Consider the following 16,553-nt stretch of genomic DNA (forward strand, 5'->3'; position numbering starts at 1 on the left):
TTATCTCTCCATTTTGTATTGCGGCTCTTATGCGCTTATATGAAAGACTGGCCTCGAACAGGTAACCCATGCGCTTTTCCAATTCTTTCCTTGATGAGATACGCGACCGCGTGAGCATCTCCGATGTGATCGGCCGACGTGTGTCCTGGGACAAGAAGAAGACCAACACGTCGCGCGGCGATTATTGGGCCTGCTGCCCGTTCCATGGCGAAAAAAGTCCGAGCTTTCATTGTGAGGACCGCAAGGGGCGGTATCATTGCTTTGGTTGCGGCGTTTCCGGCGATCATTTCCGCTTTCTGACCGAGCTTGAGGGCTTAAGTTTTCCGGAAGCCGTCCAGCAGATTGCCGATATGGCCGGCATTTCCATGCCGCAGCCCGATCTGCAGGCGGAAAAGCGGGAACGCGAGCGGACGACGCTGCAGGACGTCATGGAAATGGCGACGCTGTTCTTTCAGGATCAGCTACAGACGGCGCTCGGTGCTCGGGCGCGGGCTTATCTGCGCGATCGCGGGTTGACCGGGCGCACCATCGAGACTTTCCGGCTGGGTTATGCGCCCGATAGCCGCAATGCACTGAAGGAGCACCTGGCAAGCAAGGGTGTGTCTAAGGAGCAGATGGAAGCCTGCGGACTGGTGGTGCATGAGAATGTGCCGGTCTCCTATGACCGCTTCCGCGACCGGATCATGTTCCCGATCCTGTCGTCGCGGGAAAAGGTGATCGCTTTCGGCGGGCGCGCCATGGCGGCGGATGCGGTGGCGAAATATCTGAACTCCAACGAGACCGAGCTCTTTCACAAGGGCAATGTTCTCTATAATTTTGCCCGCGCACGGCGCGCCTCGCAGGCTGCAGGCGGTTCGGTTATCGCTGTCGAAGGTTATATGGATGTCATCGCGCTCTATCAGGCGGGTGTGGAAAACGCGGTCGCGCCGCTCGGCACGGCGCTGACAGAAAGCCAGCTCGATCTTCTCTGGAAAATGTCGCCGCAGCCGATCCTCTGCTTCGATGGCGATGGCGCGGGCATTCGTGCCGCCAACCGTGCGGCCGATCTCGCTTTGCCGCATATCAAGCCGGATCGTTCCGTCAGCTTCGCGCTTCTACCCGATGGCAAGGATCCGGACGATCTCGTGCGGCTGGAGGGGCGCGGGCCTTTCGACCGGGTGCTGTCTGAAGCCAAGCCGCTGGCCGCGATGATCTGGAGCCGTGAGACCTCCGGCGTCACTTTCGATACGCCGGAAAAGCGCGCCCAGCTCGAAAGCCGACTGCGGCAGATCGTGGCCGTGATCGGCGACGAGACCGTGCGCCGCTTTTACCAACAGGATATGCGCGAGAGGCTGAACGGCTTTTTCCAGCCGCGTTTTCAGCAGGGCGGAGCGCAGGGCGGCAATTTCCGTCGCAATGGCGCTCAGCCGGCGGGACGCGGTTTCCAGCGCAATGCGCCGGGGCGGGGTGGGGCGATGGCTGCACCGGCCAGCAGCATTTCAGACCGGCTGGCGCAATCGGGTCTCGTCAGGGGTTACCAGACCAAGCCTTCGCTCCGGGAAAGCGTTCTCGCCATCACCATCGTCAATCATCCCGAATTGCTGCTCGAGGAATATGACGAGATCGCCGCCATCGATTACGAGAACCGTGATCTGCAGCGCCTGTGGTCAACGGTGCTGACATATGCGGCGGAAAGTGCGGCGGATATTTCGCGAGCCGGGTTGATCGAGCGTGTGTCGCAACAGGGTTTCGAGGTGCTTCTGAAGGCCATGGATCAGCAGGTGCGCAATGCCCGCCTGTGGACGGCGACGGAGCAGGCGGCGATGGAGGATGCGCGCGAGGGATACGTGCAGGCTCTTTCCCTGCATAAGAGGACGAAATCCCTGCTCTGGCAGAAAAAGGAACTGGAGCGCGAAATCGCAGAAGCGACAGACGACGAGCGCGGCACACTTCTGGTGCGGGCGCTGGCCGAAGTTCAGCTTGAAATCGGTCGTATGGAAAATCAGGAGGCTATCATCGATGGTTTCGGGGTCATGTCCGGCCGGGTGAAGGGGCCGGCCTTCGGTCATGGCTGAAGCGGCGGGCCAAGAATTGAAAGGCGGGTGGGGTTGCCTTTTGCGGCAGGCGTCCTAAATAGGGGTTAGTCTGGTGATAACCCGCAAAATGCGGCTCTTTTTAAGAATTTCCTTGGCTGTCTCGCCCTTAAAGGCTTGACGGGGCGGGAAATAGCGGGAATCACCATTTCATGAATAGTAAAGTGGAATGAGCCTTGGCGGATAGAAATTGCATGAGCAAGCATTTCCGGGTGCACTGTCTTTGCATTCTGCCTGAGGCTGCCGTGGTTAATCGGCAATTAAAGATCACTCCGTTAGGTGTCTGACAGTGATTCGCGGCAAACGCTGGATGCTCAAGGGGCGAACGGCGATGCGGCGGAACAGGTGTTAGCGTCAGGGAAAGCGACGAGATAGATGGCAACCAAAGTCAAAGAAAACGAAGAAGCAGAAAACGAACGCGACGGTGCGACGGACGGCCCGCTTCTCGACCTTTCGGATGACGCGGTCAAGAAAATGATCAAGGCCGCCAAGAAGCGCGGCTATGTAACGATGGACGAGTTGAATTCCGTCCTGCCGTCCGAAGAGGTGACCTCCGAGCAGATCGAGGACACGATGGCGATGCTGTCCGACATGGGCATCAACGTCATCGAGGACGAGGACGCCGAGGAAGCAGCCGGCGGTGATGACGACGGCGATTCCGATGGTGAGGAATCCGAGGGCGGTGAACTCGCTCCTTCCGGCGGCACCGCGCTTGCGACCGCCAAGAAGAAAGAACCGACCGATCGTACTGACGACCCGGTGCGCATGTATCTGCGTGAGATGGGTTCCGTCGAGCTTCTGTCGCGCGAAGGCGAAATCGCCATTGCCAAGCGCATCGAGGCCGGCCGTGAAACGATGATTTCCGGCCTGTGCGAAAGCCCGCTGACGTTTCAGGCGCTGATCATCTGGCGCGACGAACTCAACGAAGGCACGACGCTGCTGCGTGAGATCATCGATCTCGAGACCACCTATTCCGGTCCGGAAGCCAAGGCGGCTCCCCAGTTCCAGAGCCCGGAAAAGATCGAGGCCGACCGCAAGGCCGCCGAAGAGAAGGAAAAGACCCGCAAGCTGCGTGCACCTTCCGGTGACGATGACGTGACGGATGTGGGTGGTGACGGCCTGCCGCCGGAAGAGGAAGAAGAGGACGACGACGAGTCCAATCTTTCGCTTGCCGCGATGGAAGCCGAACTGCGCCCGCAGGTCATGGAAACGCTCGATACCATTGCTGACACCTACAAGAAGCTGCGCAAGCTTCAGGACCAGCAGGTTGAAGCGCGCCTTGCCTGCACGGGCACGCTGTCTTCCGGTCAGGAGCGTCGTTACAAGGAACTGAAGGATCAGCTGATCACGGCCGTCAAGTCGCTGTCGCTGAACCAGAACCGTATCGACAGCCTTGTCGAGCAGCTCTACGATATTTCCAAGCGTCTGATGCAGAACGAAGGCCGGCTGCTGCGCCTTGCCGAATCCTATGGTGTCAAACGCGACAGCTTCCTTGAGCAGTATCACGGTGCGGAACTCGATCCGAACTGGATGAAGTCGATTGCCAATCTGGCCGCTCGCGGCTGGAAGGAATTCGCGCGCGAGGAAAGCAACACGATCCGGGAAATTCGTCAGGAAATCCAGAACCTCTCCACGGAAACCGGCATTTCCATTGCTGAATTCCGCCGCATCGTTTCGATGGTGCAGAAGGGCGAGCGCGAAGCGCGGATCGCCAAGAAGGAGATGGTCGAGGCCAACCTGCGTCTCGTGATCTCGATTGCGAAGAAATACACCAACCGTGGTCTGCAGTTCCTCGATCTCATTCAGGAAGGCAATATCGGCCTGATGAAGGCGGTGGACAAGTTCGAATATCGCCGTGGTTACAAGTTCTCGACCTATGCCACATGGTGGATCAGGCAGGCGATCACCCGTTCGATCGCCGACCAGGCCCGCACGATCCGTATTCCGGTGCACATGATCGAGACGATCAACAAGATCGTTCGCACCTCGCGCCAGATGCTGCACGAGATTGGCCGCGAGCCGACCCCGGAAGAGCTGGCCGAGAAGCTCGCCATGCCGCTTGAAAAGGTGCGCAAGGTCCTGAAGATCGCCAAGGAGCCGATCTCGCTCGAGACCCCCGTAGGTGACGAAGAGGATTCGCATCTGGGTGACTTCATCGAGGACAAGAATGCGCTGCTGCCGATCGACGCCGCCATTCAGGCGAACCTGCGCGAGACGACCACCCGCGTTCTCGCCTCGCTGACGCCGCGTGAAGAACGTGTTCTGCGCATGCGTTTCGGCATCGGCATGAACACCGACCACACGCTCGAAGAGGTGGGCCAGCAGTTCTCGGTTACCCGCGAACGTATCCGCCAGATCGAGGCGAAGGCGCTGCGCAAGCTGAAGCATCCGAGCCGCTCTAGAAAGCTTCGCAGCTTCCTCGACAGCTAAGGTTTTTGCTTTCTTTAAAATTGAACCCGGCCAGTCACCTCTGGCCGGGTTTTTTGTTTCGTGCACTGGCGAACTCTGCGACAAGCCCTATGTGTGAAAAATAACGCTTTCCGCTTTGCCGGAAATGCTCGGTTTCGATTTGGTTCGATTGATGCAACAGGTTTCGGCAGGCAGGTGGAAAGGGAAGGGATGGGCAGTGCCCATCTCCGTGCTGCTGCATCTGGCCGTTGTCGCACTGTTCTTTTTTGAATTGCCGGAGCGGATAGCCGAGCCGCAGGAGCCGGAGAGCGTCAGCGTCGAACTCGTGCCGCCGCCCGAGGAAAAAAAGACGGAAGAGGCTCCGCCGCCGGGTGAAGAGAAGGCGAAAGAGGAAAAGCCACAACCTCCGCCGCCACCTCCCGCTCCGCCGGCTGAAGAAGCAAAACCGACGCCGCAACCGCAGGCGACGCTACCGTCCATTGCCATGCGGCCGGAAGAGGCTCAGGCAGACCCTGAGGATAAGCCGGGCAAGATGGAGGAAGCGGAAAAGACGCAGCCACCAGCGGAACCAGCGAGCCAGCCGGAGAAAACTGTCGAGGAAAAGCCCGCACCCGCCGCTGCCAACAGCGATCTCAAGGCTTCCGCCGAGCAGGGGGAGATCGCCGTTTCGCCGGTCAAGGAAGAAATGCCACCGGAGCAGCCGCCGGTGCCGCAGGCTAAACCGGCTGAGGAGAAGCCTTCCGAGGTCACGGAAAAGAAGGCCGAAAAACTTCCGGCGGCTAAGAGTTTGCTGTCATCAGCTCTACTGACACCGGCACAGAGACGGCAGATGTTCGGCGATTTACCCCCACGTCGTCGTATCGTGCAACTTTGCCAAGCGGAGGCATTGGCTCAAATAAGGGAAGTTTATGCTGATACCCGTGGCATGTACGGCTTTTCTGATACGGGAGGACGCATATCTGGCAATGTACTTGACGCTACTGGCGGCGCATTCAACGTCGGTGACACCTGGCGCGATGTGACGTTTCAATGCGAGGTGGATGTCGAAAACTACGCAGTGACCGCCTTCAGAATTAAGATGGGGGATGTTATTACGCCGGCTGAAGCAACGAAACGGGGTTTCACGGGGCGGTAGCAGGTCGTTCGCCGGCACGCCCCGGACCTCATCAAGTCAGTCGTATTTTCTCGTTTTGATATTCTTTCAATCTTGCGTTTGCGATGACGATTATGTGTCGCATGATTGCACCAAGAGCTGTTAGCTTTGACTTTCCGGCATGGAGTAATCGCCTATACGTCGCAGCAAGGTGGCTCTTGCTGTGGCTTGCAGCCATAGCTGCGGTAAAGAGCAGCGGTCGTAACTGCCGTCGTCCGCCCGTGGTAAAGCGACGGCCTTTGTGCGCGCCGCTGTCCCGGGGGTGAGGGGCGCATCCGGCGAGGCTTGCTGCCTGCTTGCGATCGATGTGTCCGAGTTCCGGCATGAGCGCCAACAGCATCGGCGCGATCACCTTGCCAATGCCCGGAACGGTTTGCAGGATGGCCTTGCGATCTTTCAGGCGTTTATCGAGGCTGATGATCGTTTCGATCTGTTTGTCGATGGCCTCGATACGGCGCTTGATTTCGGCAATATGGCCGGCAATCTCGCGAGCGATCGGCTTATTGCGCGGCGCCTTCAACCGGTTTTCCTCTTGCACGCGCATGGACACGAGATCGGTGCGGCGCAAGACCAGCAGTTTGACCTTGGCTTCATGTGGAGGGCTTGGCCGCCAGCGTGGGAGGGATTGCGCCCGTGACAGACCATATTGTGCGATATGGCGTGCATCGATGGGGTCTGTCTTGGCATTTGCGCCGCAGGCGCGGATGAAGGCTTTGACCCTGACCGCGTCTGCGCGGTGGGCGGGGATGGCAAGGTCTTCAAGGACATCCAGCAGATCGTCCTCGTAGCCACCGGTGGCTTCGCAGATGGCGAGCATATCGCCACGTCCGGCATATGGCTTCAAGGCGGCCCTGAGCGCGACCTTGCTGTTTTCGACGGTGCCGATCTTTCCGGTACGGGTATCGAAGAATGTGATTGTTGCTTTGGAGACGTCAAATCCCAAAGCGAACTGGATTTGTGCGGTGTTCGGGTCCATGATGGGGCTCCATGCTTGGCATTGTCTGCGGGCGCGGTGAAAGCCGGCCCATTCAAGTCAACAAGCGATGCGAAGCTGGTGCGATTGCAGCCCAGGATGAGGCCGGTCGAGAAGACCCATTCCTGTTCGGGCGTACAACCGCATGGCCTCCGAGGTGGCCGCCTCGGAGGTCATCCAGCGTCCCGAACAATAAAGCACATTTTCGACAGACAATTCCTGTGCTTGTCACAGGAATCTAGCCGATGCGCGTCTGCGCAGCGGAGATAGTCCCTTCAGCCCAAAGACTTGGGCTGGCTAGATCTCTGTGACAAGCACAGAGATGAGGGAGGCATATCGGAAAAATCGGCCGCCTGCCGACACACCAGCCCGACAACTTCGTGCCATACGCGATGCGTCCCGTTTCCTAGCGCTCAAACCCGCTCCGTATCCCCCACCAAAACCCCAATCCCGGCCATCAACGCATCCTCATCATAAGGCTTGCGGATGACTGGCACAGTGCCAAATTCATCCGGCACCATGCTGCCATCGGCGTAACCTGTGGCGAACATGAACGGAATGCCGCGGCGGTGAAGCTCGCGGGCGACGGGAATGGAGGTGTCCGAGCCGAGATTAATGTCGAGAATAGCCACGTCAGGCACATAGGTCTTCAATTTTTCAATGGCCATCGCCGACGAGGTTGCGGTTTCGATCGCCTTGATGCCGTTGTCTTCCAGCATATTCTCGACATCCATGGCGATGAGCATCTGGTCTTCGACGAGTAAGACTTTCAATGGCTCCTCCCGGTTATAGCGTCTGGGCTGCGGCGCAATTTCGAGTTCGGTTCGCGTGTCGGTACTTGCCGTGGCCGATGAGACGTGACGGGAAGGCAGGAAAATTTCCGCCTCCAGCCCATCGGGCAGATAGCGCAACGTGCTGCGCCCGCCGAGATCATAAGGAATGCTGCGGCTGATGAGCGCCGTGCCGAAACCGGCGCGCGAGGGCGGCGGCAGTGTGGTGGGCAGGATTTCGCGCCATTCGATTTCGCAATCGCGGTTTTCATTGATCTGCCAGCGCACATGCAATTGCCCGCCATTTTGCGAAAGCGCGCCGTATTTGGCGGCATTCGTCGCCAGTTCGTGCAGAACCAGCGCCATCACCGAGAAAGCGCGGGAATCGAGTGTGATCTGGGGTCCTTCAAGCTTTACCGTCGTTTCCGGCGAGCGATGGGGCGAGAGTTCGGCATCCAGCAGGTCGCGTAGCGCGCCACCGCCTTCACCACGAATGATCTGGTCATGGGCAAAGGACAATGCCTGAATGCGGCCCTTCAGGGCGGTCACATATTCCTGCAAGGTCTTGCCCTCCTGCGAGGGATTGCCGACCAGCGATTTGATGATGGCGAGAACATTCTTGACGCGGTGGTTGAGCTCCTCGTTCAGCATGCGCTGCCGCACTTCAGCGCGTTCCCTCTCGCCCGCCATCAGCTCGCTGTGATGGAATGCGACCTCGACCAGCGCAATTCTCGCCGCTTCCGCGATCTCCCGGTCGGCTTCCGACCAGGGCTGCGCCTGCAGACGCACCGTCTCTTTCCAGATCGCAAAGCTCTTGCGCGGGGTAAGGCGGTCGCCCATCGGGCCGGTCTCATAGGATTTTTCCGGATTGCCGGCCCAGTTCAGATTTTGCACGATCTCCTTGCGGAAAAACAGCAGATAGTCGTTTTTCACCTGCGACAGCGGAATGGCGAGCATTCCAGCTGCCGTGCCGGCATAGATTTCCGCCTCCGGTATGGCCTGCGATAGCGCATGCGTCGCCCAGACCTTGCCTTCCGAAGCCGAAGCGACAAAACGCGCCAGCCTTGGAATGGCATCATGCGGCGGCGTTGCGCCATGGCCGTGCCAGTTGTTTCCCACCCACAGGCCGACGCCATCGCAGGGCATCAGATCGGCAAAATCCTGAAAGCTGTCGACCAGCAGTTCTTCGATGTTGGCGTGATGGGCGGCAAGCTGAAGGAAGCGGTCAAGAGCGGCATGGGCATGGTTGACGGTATCGAGCCTGCGCTTCTGCTTTAGAACCTGCAAATGCATGGAGAAAAACTCTCCGAACATTTCAGCGGCGATCCGGACTGGCATCGTCAGCACGCGCGGGGAATAATGATGGCAGGCGATCAGGCCCCATAGCGCACCGTCGACAATCACTGAAATCGACATGGAGGCCGCAACACCCATATTGCGAAGATATTCGCAATGGATGGGCGAGACGCTGCGCAGATGCGCGAAGGACATATCGAGCGGCTCGCCGGAGGCATCGACAACCGGCAGGACGGGAACACGGGCGCCGCTGGCATCGGAGATAATGCGCAGCGTGTTCTTGAGATAAAGCGCGCGGGCCTGCTGCGGAATGTCGCTGGCGGGAAAATATTGCCCGAGAAAGCTTTCCAGCTCCGGCTGCTTTGCTTCCGACACGACCTTGCCGGCGCCGTCCTCCTCGAAACGGTAGATCATCACCCGGTCATAGCCGAGCGTCGCCTTTATCAGCCGCGTTGTTCTGGAGATCAGGCTTTCGACGCTGTCCGCCTCGCGGATGCGGTCCACCATCTTGCGCGCGGTGCCGAGCGGCTGCGTCTCGTTGCGGGAGGGTTCGAATTCGATGATCGTGGTGGATTTGTAGCGGTGGAGCGAAATATCGAAGCCGCGACCGTCGCTCATTTCCACGGCGGGCAGCATGGCGGGACGCGTGGTTCTGCCGGTGACGGTGAGCGCATTGCGGAGATCGTGGACGAGTTTTTTGCCGAGCACCTCCTCAGCGGTTCTGCCATTGATATCACCTTCGACGCCCAGCATTTCGCGGTAGTTTTCAGAATGCCGCAGCACCATGCGCATGGCGTTGTCGCAGGCGATAAGGCAGCCATGCGGTTGAATATAGCCTGGGATGTGGATGGGTTCGCGGTCGCAATTGGTCAGATCGACATGATAATCACTGGGCGCCATGAATCAGTCTTTCGCACCCTGTGTTTGTCTTGGACGGGGAACATGGTGTTCGTAGAGAAAAGGGTAAGCCTGGATAATTCATTCTGACAGTGCCAACCCTTCCCCGTTTTTTGCAACTGTGACACCGGTCTTCCGTTCTGCTTTATGGGCCGTCGTCACGCTATTGTCGTATCCCTTAGGTCATCGGATACAAATTGACATGCTGAAACGTTGGCATTGCCGATTTTGTTCCAGCTCAGTGAAGGAAAAAATGTGCCGCAGAGAAAAATCATCGTCGCCACCCGGGGGCAGGGTCTTTATGAATTCACATCCGAGGCCAAGGCGTTTGTCAGCCACGCCGGCGTGGAAGAAGGCTTGCTGACGATCTTCGTCCGGCATACATCCTGCTCGCTGCTTATTCAGGAAAATGCCGATCCCGATGTGCGGCGCGATCTCACGGCGTTTTTCTCCCGCCTCGTCCCGCCTTCCGACGATCCGTCCATGCGCTGGATCATCCATACGCTCGAAGGCCCCGACGATATGCCCGCCCATATCAAATCAGCGCTCACCATGGTTTCCATCGGCGTACCGATGAGCGACGGCAGGCTCGTGCTCGGCACCTGGCAGGGTCTTTATCTTTTCGAACACCGCGATGAGCCGCAGCGGCGCGAAATCGTGCTGCATATCTCGCCGTGATATCCGGATCAGGATCGAGGCGTTCCGCGTTAACCTCCCTGAACGCCTGCTGAACATTCGGTTCTGCTGATATTCAGGCGGGCGGGTATAGGGTCTCGTCAATCGCCGGGGGATGTTCCCCTGTCGGCAAAGCAACAAACGGAGTGAGTTCATGTTCAGCACCTTCGCAAAAGCCGGCCTGGCTGCCCTCATCGCCCTCGGTGGAATTTCCTTTACTGCGCCAGCGGCTTCCGCAGGCTCGGACGTTCAGTTCAGGGTTCAGGTTCAGGATGGTTATGGTCATCGCCCCGGCTGGGGTCGTCCGGATCGCCCGCGCCGTGGCTGCTCGCCCTGGCTTGCGGAAGAAAAGGCAGGCCGCATGGGTCTTCGCCGCGCCCGCGTGGTTGATGTCTCGCCGCGCCGTGTCGTGGTGGCAGGCTTTGACCGTCGCGGCCGTGATCGCATCGTTTTCGCCAATGAGCGCGGTTGCCCGGTGATCCGTCGCTAACAGCTGTCCAGCTCTATCGATCTGCTGATATCCCCGTCCGGCGGAACGATTAAAAATGCCCCTCGCTTGTCCGGAAAGGCAGGCGAGGGGCATTTCGTTTTCTATCATGCCAATGGCTGAATTCAGGATGGGGGAGAGCGGCACAGGAGTGCCGCCCGCCGCCGATCTTACTGCTCAAGAGCGAAGGTGACGTTGACCACCACGCTGTAGCTGTTCTCACCCGAAGCGATCGGCACGCTGTCGGCTTCCTTCATCATCGACGCACGCATCATGCCCGCCGGTACCGGCATCGGGCGCTGCGAGTTTTCGCTGATCTGAATGACACGGCCAAGCTTCACGCCCGCTGCTTCCGTCAGCGTCTTCGCCTTGGCGAGAGCATCGGCGACGGCCTGCTTGCGGGCCTCGGTCACAGTCGCTTCCGGCTTGTCATTGGTGAAGGTGATGTCGCCGCCCTGATTGATGCCGAGCTTGACGGACGTATCGAGGATCGTGCCGAGCTTCTTCAGGTCGCGCACCCGCACGGTCAGGCCGTTGGACACCTGATAGCCGGTGATCTCGGGCGCGACATAAACACCATCCTTGGGTTCATAGTGCTTGTAGAGCGGCTGCACCGAAAAATTGCTGGTCTGCAGATCGCGGTCCTCGATGGCGGCCTCTTTCAACGCCTTCATAACATCGGCAAGCGCCTTGGAGTTTTCGGTCAGCGCCGCAGCCGCAGTCTCCGCCTGCTTGACGACGCTGAAGGACAGGATCGCCATGTCGGGGGCAATGGCCGACTGGCCTTCACCGGAAACACTTATGGTGGCTTCGCGCGGGGAAGCTTCCTGCGCAGACACCTGGGCGGCGAGCGGCATCATGGCGGCTGCGGTCATTGCGGTGAGTGCGAAAAGGCGGGCCGTTTTTGTCTTCATGGTGTTTCCTCGTTGATTGAGTCCCTTTGAAGGGTATTGCCTTAGATTGTGTAGCTAATACGGCGGCGCTGCTTTGCGAAAGCATCATTGGCTTGTCGGGCTCAAAAAATTACGTTAGAGCGTGACCCACCGGATTCGAGCCATTGCGAAACCGGTGCTTCGGACTGGTTTTTCCGAAAGGGGCCTGTAGCTCAATGGTTAGAGCCGGCGGCTCATAACCGCTTGGTTGGGGGTTCGAGTCCCTCCGGGCCCACCATTTTCTTTCAAGACCAATTGCTTGGGATGTTTCGCGACTTTCGAGCGCGCGCTTCTGTCACGTCTGAGGCGTGATCTCTGCTATGCAGGTGGCAAATTCCGGAAGTGGAATGAATGCATCTAAGTCGATCCGGTATGCCGATGGGGCAAGCCGGATCGAGAAAAGCTTCAATGTCAGTTACAAACCCGCATACTTTCCGTATGCCAGCCGCCATCATAGGAATTGGGCACGCGCCGGTCTTCGAACCAGCAGCGGGGGCGGGGCGGCGGTGGCGGCTCGTAGTAGCGCGGACCGTTGTTGCTGTTGGCGATGGCGCCGCCGATCAGGCCGCCGATGACGCCTGCGGCGAGGCCGCCGGCAATCGCTGCGCCGTCATTGTGGCGGCGGTGTTCGCGGTAGGGCGGCGGGGGGGGACCGCCGCGGTCGTAACCCCGGTCATAGCGCGGGCGATAGGGATAGTCCTGCGCGGCAGCGGTGCCATAGGATGCAAAAATGCTGCCGGTGGCGACCAGCGCGGCAACAGTGGAAAGAATTATCTTTTTCATCGGGGCTACTCCATAAGCCTGCCTGCGGAGATAGAGGCTCATTATGCCCGGATGATGGCACGGCACGCGTGAACGGCCTGTGAACATTTCATTTCTGCACGGTTCATATTTCCCTGAACCCAGGCGACGGAGATCGCGACCGATGCAGGCTTTCAGCAATAAAAAGCCCGGTGGATGGCCGGGCTTTTTTGTCGAAACCGATCGCGGTCAGAACTTCACGCCGAGACCGACTTTCACGGTGTGCTGGTCGACATCGGTGTTGATACCGAAGATGTCCTTGTCGCTATAGTCGTTATACCGATATTCCAGCCTGCCGAACACATTGTCTGTGAAGGCATAGTCCAGACCCGCGCCGACGGTATAGCCGTTGAACGTGGTGCTGTCCTTACCGGCGCCGGGCGTTTCGATGAAGCCGCGTGTCGCGGTCCAGCCCGCGGTGGCATAGAGCAGGGCATGGTCGAAGGCATAACCGACGCGGCCGCGAACGGAACCCTGCCAGTCGGTGCCGATCTTGACGCCAGCATAGTCATTGTCGTTCCAGTTATAATCGACATCGCCTTCGATGCCGAGGACCATATTATTGTCGAACTGGTAGTTGTAACCCACGAAGGCGCCGAGAATGCCGCCGTCGAAATTATCCGAGGCGACCGGGCCGCCCGCCGAAAAATCGCCATTCGCCCAGCCCGCGCCGCCTTGAATACCAAGATAGGGGCCAGACCAGGTAAAGACCGGCAGGGTTTCCTGTGCGACCGGAGGTGCGGGCGTTTCGTAGACGGCATCCGCGGCCATCGCGGTGCTGGCCGACAGGGCCAGGAGTGACGTTACGATCAGCGTTTTCATCGTTTTTCTCCCTGAGCTGACTGACATCCATAGCATAGATTAGCTGCTTTTAATATGGGCCGAGGTTCAGCGGTGCCAGGAGGCGCTCGTGTCCCCCGGCGTTGCTGGCCGTCCTGCCCTGGATCGCGGCTTTTTATCGCCCCGCCATGTTGTTCTGATGCGGCGAACGTCCTCAGCCGAGTTTGGTTCCCTTCACCGTTTGGACAAAGGTCCGGTACGGTGGACGGTCGATGTCACGCTTGGTTGTCTTGACAGCGGGGGGGGCGACCATAGAGTTGTGGTAGACGACGCTGTCGATTTGCGTTGGATTGCCGGCGGCATAAGCTGCGGTTGATACGACGCCGTCGCGACCTCCTGGTGAGGGAGATCGTTGCGGACGGGAAGGGCATGGGAGGGTGAGATCACATGAGGCTTTATTTTAGCGGAGGAGGGGCGACGTGATTGTCGGAGCCGTTCTCAGCGCCATTCTTCTTCTCACCCTCATTGCGTTTCCGCGACATCTCAAATCCGTTGTCATCTGCCTGCTGCTGATCTGGACGGCCACAGCCGCCTTTGTGATTTATGACTGGCGGCGCGGCAACCAGCGGCTCGACCATATCGTCGCGAGCGCGGCATTCGATTCGGTCTGCCCGGATGCGGCATTGCCGATCCGTGTCAGCTTCCGCAATGACAATGACGTCGCGGTGCAACGGCTCACCTATACGCTTGAAGGGTTCGAACCGGCCTTCCGCGCCTCCGTTTCCTTCGATCCCTATCAGGTTAGCGAAAGGCGCATCGAGGCCGGGGAGACTTTTTCGGCCTGCCGGGCGTTTCGTATGCGCAACAATGAAAGCGTAGAACCGCAAAGCCTGGAGTGGCGCGTTACCGTCATTTCCGCAGAATTCGAATGAGCGGCTCAGGCGGCTGCGGTTATCACGGCATTTTGAAAATTGTCTCGCCGGATGAGCGAAGGCGGAAAATCCGGGCATCACGGCAGATTCGGGCGGACAGGCGAATTCTCCTCCTCCGCACCGAAACCGGCTGGAACAGCCGCTGACTTGTTTTCGTCCACTTGCGATGCCATCTCCCCTCCGTTCGATGAATATCGCGGGTTGATGGTTTGCGTATTGTTCTGAAGTTTCTGAAAATAACCGCCATTGGCCTTGTCGCCCTGCCGGTTCTGACGGGCGCACATATCGGCATCGGCCAGCTCACCGGAAATTTTCACGAAGTCATTCCCGGAGAGCTTTACCGTTCGGCCCAGCCGAGCGGCAAGGACATCGCTGCCTATGCCAAGGCTTATGGCATCAAGACGATCATCAACCTGCGCGATGAAAAGCGTGAGGGTTGGTACGAGGCCGAAAGCCTTGCGGCGAAAAACAACGGTATCCGGCTTGTCGATTATCCGCTGAGTTCAAGCGAAAAAGTCTCGGTGGAGGATTCGGAAACGCTGGCGGCGGTGCTGCGCAATGCGGAAAAGCCCGTTCTCATCCATTGTGAGCATGGCGCGAACCGTACCGGGCTTGCCTCTGCCATTTACGTGGCGGCCGTCGCCGGCAAGAGCGAGGCGACCGCCGAGTTTCAGCTTTCACCCTATTACGGGCATGTGCCGATCCCCGGTGTCGGTCGCTATGAAATGTATCAGTCGTGGGATGATTTCGAGGAAACCATCGGGTTTTGAAATTGTTCAGGGGCTTTTGATATCCCAAAAGAGCTTTGTAGCCGACACCTCTGTTCCACACTCGACGTCATCCTCGGCCTTGTGCCGAGGATCTATTCACGTCTCGCCAAGTCGGTAGGTTGCAGATGCTCGGGACAAGCCCGAGCATGACGGAGAGTGGTTCTAGACCTCCGTCGCTATCCGCCTACAACCAAGTTCTCAATAATCCCCGCCGCTTTCCCTGATCACCTTCGTCAGGCTTCCCGTCGCCGGGAAAAGCGGGATGAGGCAGGCTTGGAGCGCGTGGTAGATATCGCCCTTGCCGGGGAACAGCGTGTGGGCGGGAACCAGATCTTCAGTCAGTTCCTCATGCCAGCCGCCATTCTCATGGTCGATGAAGTTGTTGGCGATCGTACTCCAGATGCGGCGGTAGCTGTCTTCATAGAAGTCGTCCGCCGGCAGGTTCTCGTTGAGGAAGTGGGCAGCGCCCGCCGCCTCGGACATGGGCCACCAGAGCTTGGCTCGTTTGTCGGGATTGTCGTTCCAGTCGAGCGTATAAAAGAAGCCGCCCTTTTCCCGGTCCCAGCCAAGCGCCATGGATTGCACGAACAGCGATTTTGCGGCCACCGGCATCCAGTCATGGCGGCGTTCTCCCAGCACCCATAATTGCAGGATGAGACGCGCCCATTCCAGCCAGTGGCCAGGGGTGGAGCCGGAGGGGCGGAACATTTCATTGCCGCGATACTCCTTGTCGAGCGTCCAGTTCTCGTCGAAATGCTCCGGCACGCGGAAATCCAGCTCGCCGGCGCGACGGCGGATGACGAGATCGGCGATGCGTTCGGCCTTGCTGAGATAGTTATTGTCGCCGGTCACCTCATAGGCGGCCATCAACGCTTCGGTCAGATGCATGTTGGAGTTCTGGCCGCGATAATTCTCGATGGGCGACCAGTCGCGATGGAATTCCTCGGCGATAGCGCCGTGCTTTTCTTCCCAGAAACGGGTTTCCAGCACTTCGGTAATATCGGCCAGCATCTGGTCGGCGAGCGGGTGGCCGACGGTCTTGGCGGAGGATGCGGCCAGAAGCACGAAGGCATGGCCGTAACCCTGCTTGGTGGCGTCCACTGGGCCGGCGTCATTCACCTGCCAGAAATAACCGCCATGCTCGCTGTCGCGATGGCTGTTCCAGAGATAGGTCATGCCGTGGTCGACGATATCACCGCAGCCCGGACGGCCAAGCAGATGGCCGATGGAGAAGCAATGCACCATGCGCGCAGAGGCATGGATGCCGCGCACGGGATCATTTGCCTGCAGCGGCGCGCCCTTGGCATCCAGATCGAAGAAACCGCCGGCGCGGTTGAGGGCGCGGTGCTGGAAGAAGTCGAAAAGTCCATCGGCCTGCTTCACCAGCCACTGGCGGTGCCAGGGCAGGGTGTTCCAGTTGCGGCTGTTGTGATCGTCCTCGGGCATTGCGTCCTCCATGCGTTTGCTGCTTCGGCTTATATCCTTGCCGTATAAACCTGTCATCTGTCAGCGATATTTCGTAACGTGACGCAACGACGCAAAGCCATGTCTGTCCCTTGAAGATATATTGACATAAACATATCTTTATGTGACTTGACGACTTGCG

The 16,553-nt window shown here is 58.9% G+C and carries 13 protein-coding genes and 1 tRNA gene; 8 read left to right on the forward strand and 6 right to left on the reverse strand.

Annotated features, from left to right (window positions below; translation table 11 throughout):
* Positions 1-68: 68 nt before the first annotated feature.
* From dnaG to AGR1_RS02450, 3 genes are all read left to right on the forward strand, one after another.
* Positions 69-2,054 (forward strand): DNA primase, encoded by a 1,986-nt coding sequence (gene dnaG / locus AGR1_RS02440; RefSeq protein WP_080790229.1) that lies wholly within the window; start codon positions 69-71, stop codon positions 2,052-2,054.
* 393 nt (positions 2,055-2,447) lie between these two features.
* Entirely contained in the window at positions 2,448-4,502 is a 2,055-nt protein-coding gene (gene rpoD / locus AGR1_RS02445) for an RNA polymerase sigma factor RpoD (RefSeq protein ID WP_080790231.1), read from the forward strand.
* A 196-nt stretch (positions 4,503-4,698) separates the two neighbouring features.
* The gene (locus tag AGR1_RS02450) at positions 4,699-5,616 is read left to right on the forward strand and encodes a DUF930 domain-containing protein (RefSeq protein ID WP_187772161.1); all 918 of its coding nucleotides are present in this window, start codon (positions 4,699-4,701) and stop codon (positions 5,614-5,616) included.
* 31 nt (positions 5,617-5,647) lie between these two features.
* On the opposite strand, the gene AGR1_RS02455 is transcribed toward AGR1_RS02450, so the two are convergent.
* Positions 5,648-6,610 carry an IS110 family transposase gene (locus AGR1_RS02455; protein ID WP_080791142.1) on the reverse strand — a complete coding sequence of 321 codons (963 nt, stop codon included), beginning with the start codon at positions 6,608-6,610 and terminating at the stop codon, positions 5,648-5,650.
* 410 nt (positions 6,611-7,020) lie between these two features.
* Entirely contained in the window at positions 7,021-9,573 is a 2,553-nt protein-coding gene (locus tag AGR1_RS02460) for an HWE histidine kinase domain-containing protein (RefSeq protein WP_149146086.1), read from the reverse strand.
* 252 nt (positions 9,574-9,825) lie between these two features.
* Here AGR1_RS02460 and AGR1_RS02465 point away from each other — a divergent pair, with 252 nt between their 5' ends.
* Both AGR1_RS02465 and AGR1_RS02470 read left to right on the forward strand, forming a co-directional pair.
* A complete protein-coding gene (locus tag AGR1_RS02465) occupies positions 9,826-10,248 on the forward strand; it encodes a secondary thiamine-phosphate synthase enzyme YjbQ (RefSeq protein ID WP_149146087.1) in 423 nt (140 codons plus the stop codon).
* Positions 10,249-10,399: 151 nt separating this feature from the next.
* A complete protein-coding gene (locus AGR1_RS02470; protein WP_080790234.1) occupies positions 10,400-10,735 on the forward strand; it encodes a hypothetical protein in 336 nt (111 codons plus the stop codon).
* A 167-nt stretch (positions 10,736-10,902) separates the two neighbouring features.
* On the opposite strand, the gene AGR1_RS02475 is transcribed toward AGR1_RS02470, so the two are convergent.
* Complete coding sequence (locus AGR1_RS02475) at positions 10,903-11,646, reverse strand: SIMPL domain-containing protein (RefSeq protein WP_149146088.1); 744 nt, start codon at positions 11,644-11,646, stop codon at positions 10,903-10,905.
* 180 nt (positions 11,647-11,826) lie between these two features.
* On the opposite strand from AGR1_RS02475, the gene AGR1_RS02480 reads away from it, so the two are divergent.
* A tRNA-Ile gene (locus AGR1_RS02480) sits at positions 11,827-11,902 on the forward strand.
* A 173-nt stretch (positions 11,903-12,075) separates the two neighbouring features.
* Here AGR1_RS02480 and AGR1_RS02485 read toward each other — a convergent pair.
* Together AGR1_RS02485 and AGR1_RS02490 are read right to left on the reverse strand one after the other, a co-directional pair.
* A complete protein-coding gene (locus tag AGR1_RS02485; protein ID WP_162927320.1) occupies positions 12,076-12,447 on the reverse strand; it encodes a hypothetical protein in 372 nt (123 codons plus the stop codon).
* Positions 12,448-12,654: 207 nt separating this feature from the next.
* Positions 12,655-13,287, reverse strand: a complete 633-nt coding sequence (locus AGR1_RS02490; protein WP_080790270.1) for an outer membrane protein — start codon at positions 13,285-13,287, stop codon at positions 12,655-12,657.
* A gap of 437 nt (positions 13,288-13,724) precedes the next feature.
* On the opposite strand from AGR1_RS02490, the gene AGR1_RS02495 reads away from it, so the two are divergent.
* Together AGR1_RS02495 and AGR1_RS02500 are read left to right on the forward strand one after the other, a co-directional pair.
* Positions 13,725-14,177 carry a hypothetical protein gene (locus tag AGR1_RS02495; protein WP_080790271.1) on the forward strand — a complete coding sequence of 151 codons (453 nt, stop codon included), beginning with the start codon at positions 13,725-13,727 and terminating at the stop codon, positions 14,175-14,177.
* A 209-nt stretch (positions 14,178-14,386) separates the two neighbouring features.
* Positions 14,387-14,947: a dual specificity protein phosphatase family protein gene (locus tag AGR1_RS02500; RefSeq protein ID WP_149146090.1), complete on the forward strand. Its 561-nt coding sequence runs from the start codon at positions 14,387-14,389 to the stop codon at positions 14,945-14,947.
* A 198-nt stretch (positions 14,948-15,145) separates the two neighbouring features.
* Here the strand turns inward: AGR1_RS02500 and AGR1_RS02505 are convergent, their stop codons facing one another.
* Positions 15,146-16,405, reverse strand: coding sequence for an AGE family epimerase/isomerase (locus AGR1_RS02505; RefSeq protein ID WP_187772023.1), 1,260 nt, complete (start codon positions 16,403-16,405; stop codon positions 15,146-15,148).
* Positions 16,406-16,553 lie beyond the last annotated feature (148 nt).

Source organism: Agrobacterium sp. B1(2019), from assembly GCF_008274755.1.
Taxonomy (GTDB): Bacteria; Pseudomonadota; Alphaproteobacteria; order Rhizobiales; family Rhizobiaceae; genus Agrobacterium; species Agrobacterium salinitolerans.

Bases quoted from the DNA above. Each gene is read 5' to 3' on its own strand.
- rpoD (WP_080790231.1), top strand. From the start codon at position 2,448: ATGGCAACCAAAGTCAAAGAAAACGAAGAAGCAGAAAACGAACGCGAC.
- AGR1_RS02505 (WP_187772023.1), bottom strand. From the start codon at position 16,405: ATGGAGGACGCAATGCCCGAGGACGATCACAACAGCCGCAACTGGAAC.
- AGR1_RS02460 (WP_149146086.1), bottom strand. From the start codon at position 9,573: ATGGCGCCCAGTGATTATCATGTCGATCTGACCAATTGCGACCGCGAA.
- AGR1_RS02455 (WP_080791142.1), bottom strand. From the start codon at position 6,610: ATGGACCCGAACACCGCACAAATCCAGTTCGCTTTGGGATTTGACGTC.
- AGR1_RS02470 (WP_080790234.1), top strand. From the start codon at position 10,400: ATGTTCAGCACCTTCGCAAAAGCCGGCCTGGCTGCCCTCATCGCCCTC.
- AGR1_RS02490 (WP_080790270.1), bottom strand. From the start codon at position 13,287: ATGAAAACGCTGATCGTAACGTCACTCCTGGCCCTGTCGGCCAGCACC.
- AGR1_RS02485 (WP_162927320.1), bottom strand. From the start codon at position 12,447: ATGAAAAAGATAATTCTTTCCACTGTTGCCGCGCTGGTCGCCACCGGC.
- AGR1_RS02475 (WP_149146088.1), bottom strand. From the start codon at position 11,646: ATGAAGACAAAAACGGCCCGCCTTTTCGCACTCACCGCAATGACCGCA.
- dnaG (WP_080790229.1), top strand. From the start codon at position 69: ATGCGCTTTTCCAATTCTTTCCTTGATGAGATACGCGACCGCGTGAGC.